Raw genomic sequence first — 6,046 nt, 5'->3', positions numbered from 1 at the left:
CCTGGACGATAGCTTCCGCCGCAATGCGGCCCGAGGTCATCGCGAGGTTAGAGCCCTCGCGATGAATGGCGTTGTTGAGCTGCGCCGCATCGCCGACCACGACCCAGCCTTCGCCATACAGCTGCGGGATTGCCTTGTAGCCACCTTCAGGGATGAGGTGCGCAGAATATTCCTTGACCTCCGAGCCCTCGATCAGGGGCGCCACGGATGGATGACGCTTGAAGCGATCGAGCAGCCCATATGGCGTCTCTGCAGTGCTCTGAAAGTCGGCGACGATACAGCCGATGCCGATCGATATGCATTCTTTATTGGCATAGATGAAGCCCATCCCTGTCATGCCGCAAGAAATGGTGCCGGCCGCTTCGACAACGACGCCTTCGTCGCCCTTGAGATTGAAACGGGCCTCGATGGTCTCACGCGGCAAGAAGTGCATTTCCTTAACCGCGAGTGCCACCTTGTCGGGCTTGGGCCGCTCGCGCAGGCGCGCACGCGTACCGAGCAGGCCATTAACGCCTTCGGCCAGTACCACGACATCTGCGTGGATTTCGCCGTCGCGACGATCTGTACGAACACCGATGACTTTCCCATTGGCGTCCCGTACCAGCTCAGTGACCGTGGTCTCGCACAGCACGGTCGCGCCGGCCTCGCGCACTTTCGAGGAGAACCATTTGTCGAACTGCGCACGGATGATCGTGTACCGGTTCGGCCGCTCCTCGTTGAAGTCCTCGGAGCGGTAGTGCACGCCGACATGCGAGCGATCGTCCATCATCCAGAACCGTTGCTCGACGAGATGACGTTCGAGCGGAGCGTCGTCGCGGAAGTCCGGGATTAGTTTTTCCAGCATGTCGGCGTAGAGGATTGCGCCCTGGACATTCTTCGATCCAGCATATTCACCGCGCTCGAGCTGTAGCACCTTCATGCCGCGTTTGGCCATGGCCAGCGCCGCCGCGTTGCCCGACATGCCGGCGCCGACCACGATTGCATCGAACTTCTCCTCGATCATAACAACCTCCTCTAGCTCGCGATCCGGTCGCGCGAATGCGGCGAAAGCCGTGCACGAAAAGCGGCCGTCAGCGCGGGTAACAAGTGCATAGCGTCATTGACGATGCCGATGTGGGCGAAGTCGAAGATCGGTGCGTTCTTGTCGGTATTGATGGCAACGATCAGATCTGCGCCCTCTACGCCGACCCGATGCTGGATCGCGCCGGAAATACCTGCGGCAATATAGAGCTTCGGCCGGATGGTCTTGCCGGTCTGGCCGATCTGCCGGTCGGAGCTGACCCAGCCCTTTTGTACCAGCGGCCGCGAACAGCCATATTCCGCGCCGAGCACGTCGGCGAGCTGTCGTACCAGCTGGAAACTCTCCGGCGAGCCCAGCCCCAGCCCGCCGGCGACGACGGCGTCGGCGTAGGCAAGATTGGATTTGGCCGAATCACGGTCCGGCATGAAGGATAGCACCTTGGTGACGATGTCTTCTTCGAGCAGGCGGAGCGGATGGATGATAATGCGGGCGGCATCGCGCGCGAGGCGCTCTGGCATCGGCATCACGCGCGGGCGGACGGTTGCCATCTGCGGCCGGTAATTCAAAGTGTAGATCGTGCAAAGCAGCGATCCGCCAAATGTCGGACGCGTGGCCGCAAGCGAACCATCCGCGTCGACATCGAGCTCGGTGCAGTCGGCGGTGAGACCCGTCAGTAGGGTGGTGGCTACCGAGCCCGCAAGATCGCGACCGAGCGTGGTTGCGCCCAACAGCAGGATCTCTGGCTTATAGGTGTTGACGAGATCGGTCAGCGCCTTCGTGTGGGACTCGTTGCGATACTCCGACAGCACATTCTCGCTCACGAGATAGGCTAGGTCGGCGCCGTAGCAGAAGGACTCGAGCGCGGCGGTACGCGCGGCCTCGCCCTCCGGGCCGATAACAACCGCAGCGAGATCGACCTTCAGCTTGTCGGCAAGCTTGCGGCCCGCACCCATGAGTTCCCAGGAGACTGGATGCACCTGGCCGCGCTCCTGCTCGACGAAGACCCAGATATGCTTGTAGGCCTTAAAGTGCTCCGGCAATTCTCTTTTCGCTCCTGCGCGGCCGCCCGCGACCGGCGTAGGAGCTGTGGTGATGTTGCTCATAGCCTTGTCCCCCTCACAACCCGCGCGCCTGCGCCACAAGACCGGTTTCTAGCTTGGGTCGGCCCTTCAAGATGGCTTTCATCAGCAACTCGGTCGGCTGCTTCGTGGCTCCCATCCGCCTCCTCTCGGTTTGTGGCGAAGGCGCAAAGACACGCTTGACTATGATCGGCGAGCCGCGCACGCCGCATTTCGAGATGTTCTCGACGCTGGCCTCCTGCTCGCTCCATTTCACAACTGGCCCCAGCGGCGCGCGCAGGGCGTCGGTTATGAGACCGCGGCAAATCTGGCTCGCTTCCGGCATGGTTGGCAAGGCACGGCAGCTCTGTGCGCAACATCGACGCGCCGCGTTCGGCGCGGCGCTACACATCGAGCCTGGTGAGCGCGGTGATCTTACTGGAGAACTTTTCACGCAATAAGCGCGCGGCCTCGCGCGCAAACAAGGCGTCTTGTTTGACGATACTCGCCGACCCTGACGCAAGATCGTGTTGGTAAGGGGATTGACGCCGATCTGCGCGAAATCGGGAACCTGCTTGATGGAAACGATACTGTGCATGCCTTCTCCAGAGGTAGCGTGGAAACGCGAGTTACCCATTAGCGGCCAACGCCCGGTCAATCCCAGCCTCAACGGCGTCAAAGATAAGTTCGAACGGCATTAACGCGAGCGTGAGCCACAAGATGACGCCGGCGCAAGCGGCGAGCAGTAACGGTAACATGATTGGTCTTTCTCCAAATCTCATCTCGGACGGCAACAATTCTGTGTACGCCGGCGCCAATGACGGACTTGGCCGGAGAACAGCAAGTGTCGTACCAGTTGCACGCGATCGAAAATCAGAGCTCCGATCAATGACTTGAGAAAAATTGATGAGGGGTCAGTTAGCATCGCAGACAATACAATCCGCCCATACGTCGGGAAGGCGACAGCGTGGCTTCGCGCGTTGCTGTAGAGAGTTGATCTGGAGGAAGGCGAATGGCACAACACACCGCACCGACATGCAGGCAGATCTGAACTGATACATGAGGCTATTTCAGCGAGCTCAACGGCACGAAGGCCGCCGGTTTCTTGGGCTCGGCGACCGCATCCTTCAAGACCTTGAACACCCGCTGATCGATCGGCGAGGACGCCACGAAATCGGCATAAGCCTGCTCCAGCACCGCCTTGCACCGCGCCGTGACCTCCGCCTCTGCGCTACCTTCGAATTGTTCCTTGGCGAGATATTGCCCCATGCGCCTTAAGATATGCAGGCGCGCGACATTGACGATCTTGGGGTCGTAGTCGACGCCAAGCAGCGCAAAAAAATCTTCAGCCGACGAGGCCTTGTTGAGCCGATCCAGGATGCTGGCTGCCCTCTGTTTGTTGCTCATCGAAACTTTCCTTTGGGTTAGGCCCTCCGGCCGGTGGTCGGGACGCAGCACAGGCTGGTCACTTCTTGCGACGCTGCTTCGCGCACGCGGCGCTCTATATTGCCTACGTAGACTATGCGTTGGCGCATCAGTGCGAGCAGCGAGGATTTCCGCGGCGCGCCCACGGTTTCGAAGTGATCGGCCGTAATGGTGCCGGACCATGGCCCGCCTCACGCGCAATTTGTCAACGAGCGCTCGCGGATGTCGCGCCAGATCGCCACCACCGTCTCGCGCGCCACCGGCCGCTTGTGCTCGGTGGCATGTTTTCGCACCCGCGAGAGGATCTGTTTTGTCTCCTCGGAGCTGGCGGCGAGCTGCAACTCGTCAAGGAGCGTCGTGATCGCGGACAGCCCGGAATGCTTGCCGATCACAATATGATTGAACCGACCAAGCAAATGGGGGTCGAGCCACTCATAGGTGCGTTGATCCTGCAATAAGCCATGCACATGAATGCCGGATTCATGGGTGAACACATGCTCCCTGACGATGGCCTTGTTCAGAGGAATTGCACGTGCAGCCGCGGCTGCCACTACCGCGGCGACGTTCTCGAGCTCCGGCAGCACGATGCCGGTGGCGCGCCCGTAGAGCTGTTTGAGCGCGACGGCGACTTCTTCCAGCGGCGCATTGCCCGCTCGCTCGCCGAGCCCTATGACGGTCACCGAGGCGTGGCTCGCNCCCCCCTTGATGGCGGCGAGCGTATTGGCGGTTGCGAGCCCGAGATCGTCATGGCCGTGAAATTCGAGCTCGAGATCGGTGGTCGCGCGCAAACGCGCGATCAGCGCATAGGTGGAGTCGGGATCAAGCACACTGAGCGTATCGGCAATGCGAATGCGCCGTGCGCCCGCGGCTTTTGCGATGGCGATCAGCGTGATGAGAAAATCGACGTCAGCGCGGGAGGAGTCTTCGCCGCCGACGGCGACCTCAAGCCCCCGCTCGCGGGCGTAACTGACCACCCGCCTCACCTGCTCTAGCGCCAGCTCGCGGTCACCGCTAAGCTTGGCGGCAATCTGCACGTCAGATGCCGGAATCGAGACATTGACCATCGACACCTTGGCCTCGATCGCCGCATCGACATCGGCTTCACGCATCCGGCACCAGCCGATGATGGTGAGCGGGAGACCGGCCTCAACGATGGCGCGGATGGCGGCGATCTCTTCACTGCCCATCCCCGGCGTCCCGGCTTCGATCTCGGTAACGCCGGCCCGCGCCAGCGCCCGCGCGATCGCCACCTTTTCGTCGGTGGTGAAGGCAACGCCAGGCGCCTGTTCGCCGTCGCGCAGTGTCGTATCGTTGAGCACGATCGGACTTCCCGATGCCGTCTCGGACCATGACGGTTTGGCAGAGGCGGCGGCGATCATGCGAAGCTCCTTGTTGTCTTTGGCAAAGCAAGGCTTCAGCAACCCGCATGCCACGCCGGCACCCGCCCCAAGCTGTTGAACAAGCACACAGTTTTTGGCTCAGCCGGGTTGTCGCAAACGCGACAGCGTGGCAAAGTCGACGCGTCGGCTTATCTCAGGGCGCGATCGCTTGGCATCAACTCGGCTTGCGACCCAGATGGATGATCAGATCGACGCGCGAGACTGCGTGGCCGGCAGCGGCACGGGAACATTCACAAGCAGGGGATTCGCATCGGGACCGTTGAGCAGGATATCGTCGCCGCCCAGATAATAATGCGGATGCGGCGTGGTGTTGGTGTCAAAAAATGATCGCGAACCGTCAACACGGATCCGACCCGATAGGCCGGCTCGCGTGAACTGGTTCAAAGTCTTGTAGACGGTAGACTGTGAGACCGGAAAGCCGGTCTCACGCGCCTCGGCAAATAACATCTCTGCGGTGACATGCCGCTCGCCCCTGGCAAACAACAACTCGCTTAAGATCACGCGCCGGCCGTCGGGCGCAGCCCGGCCTTGAGCAACATATCCTTCCAGCCGGCGTCGGGACATTGCCTGCTGAATTGGGCGCAGGTCGTATCCACCTGCACCTCGTCGAAGCCAGCGCGATCCGCGCGGTCATCGGTTGGAAGTCTGGCCAACGGACGATCCATCCCGTGTTGCTCACATAGGCCAGATGCTGGCGGCGTCCGGGTTAGCCGCCCGCAACAGAACGTCACGCCGGCGCTCAGCCATCCGGCTCTCGCCACTTTCATCGCCAAAGCAGCGGTTGAAGTCCTTACATTGCGTGCACACCGGTGTCGTGCACATCACAAGGCCGTCGCCCTCGCACAGCATGCGATAGAAGAACCGCTTCCAGCGCATATTGTTGACATTGCGCGCGGCGAGCGGCGCGAAATGGCGGCTTAAGAGGCGGGATAATTCGCCACGATTGCGCAATCCGAGGTCTTCCCAGAGGTGATTTGGCTCGATCGCGCGACGCGCGATCATCGCAGCCAGCCAGTTGCCGATATCCCCTTCGGTCGAGCGTTGCGTGAGCAGGAGATCACGCAACATTGCGCCCTCATCGCTCTCATTGCGCTTGAAACGCAAGAGCAACTCCTCGGCGTTCATCCGAACCGACGGGAAGT

6 protein-coding genes and 1 pseudogene are annotated in these 6,046 nt (G+C 61.2%); all 7 read right to left on the bottom strand.

Translation table 11 applies throughout. The annotated features are described in order from the left end of the window. A partial coding sequence (locus YY7_RS0149120) for an FAD-dependent oxidoreductase (RefSeq protein WP_028169333.1) occupies window positions 1-1,003 on the bottom strand: 1,003 nt, incomplete at its 3' end. Window positions 1,004-1,014: 11 nt separating this feature from the next. Further along, window positions 1,015-2,124 carry an electron transfer flavoprotein subunit alpha/FixB family protein gene (locus tag YY7_RS0149115; RefSeq protein ID WP_028169332.1) on the bottom strand — a complete coding sequence of 370 codons (1,110 nt, stop codon included), beginning with the start codon at window positions 2,122-2,124 and terminating at the stop codon, window positions 1,015-1,017. 13 nt (window positions 2,125-2,137) lie between these two features. Continuing rightward, window positions 2,138-2,677 (bottom strand): annotated as a pseudogene (locus YY7_RS59900) (hypothetical protein). A gap of 467 nt (window positions 2,678-3,144) precedes the next feature. Next, window positions 3,145-3,486, bottom strand: coding sequence for a nitrogenase stabilizing/protective protein NifW (gene nifW, locus YY7_RS0149100; protein ID WP_028169330.1), 342 nt, complete (start codon window positions 3,484-3,486; stop codon window positions 3,145-3,147). Window positions 3,487-3,695: 209 nt separating this feature from the next. After that, window positions 3,696-4,883, bottom strand: coding sequence for a homocitrate synthase (gene nifV / locus YY7_RS0149095; protein WP_028169329.1), 1,188 nt, complete (start codon window positions 4,881-4,883; stop codon window positions 3,696-3,698). Between the two features lie 204 nt (window positions 4,884-5,087). Then, window positions 5,088-5,468, bottom strand: coding sequence for a transcriptional repressor (locus YY7_RS56080; protein ID WP_080664219.1), 381 nt, complete (start codon window positions 5,466-5,468; stop codon window positions 5,088-5,090). Window positions 5,469-5,579: 111 nt separating this feature from the next. Further along, window positions 5,580-6,046 (bottom strand): nitrogen fixation protein NifQ (locus YY7_RS0149085; RefSeq protein WP_028169328.1); only part of this gene is annotated, 467 nt, incomplete at its 5' end.

Origin of the sequence: Bradyrhizobium elkanii WSM2783 (assembly GCF_000472865.1) — a bacterium.
GTDB classification, from domain to species: domain Bacteria; phylum Pseudomonadota; class Alphaproteobacteria; order Rhizobiales; family Xanthobacteraceae; genus Bradyrhizobium; species Bradyrhizobium elkanii_A.
The sequence above is the reverse complement of the archived record's forward strand: the minus strand, read 5'-3'. Positions and strand labels throughout refer to the sequence as shown.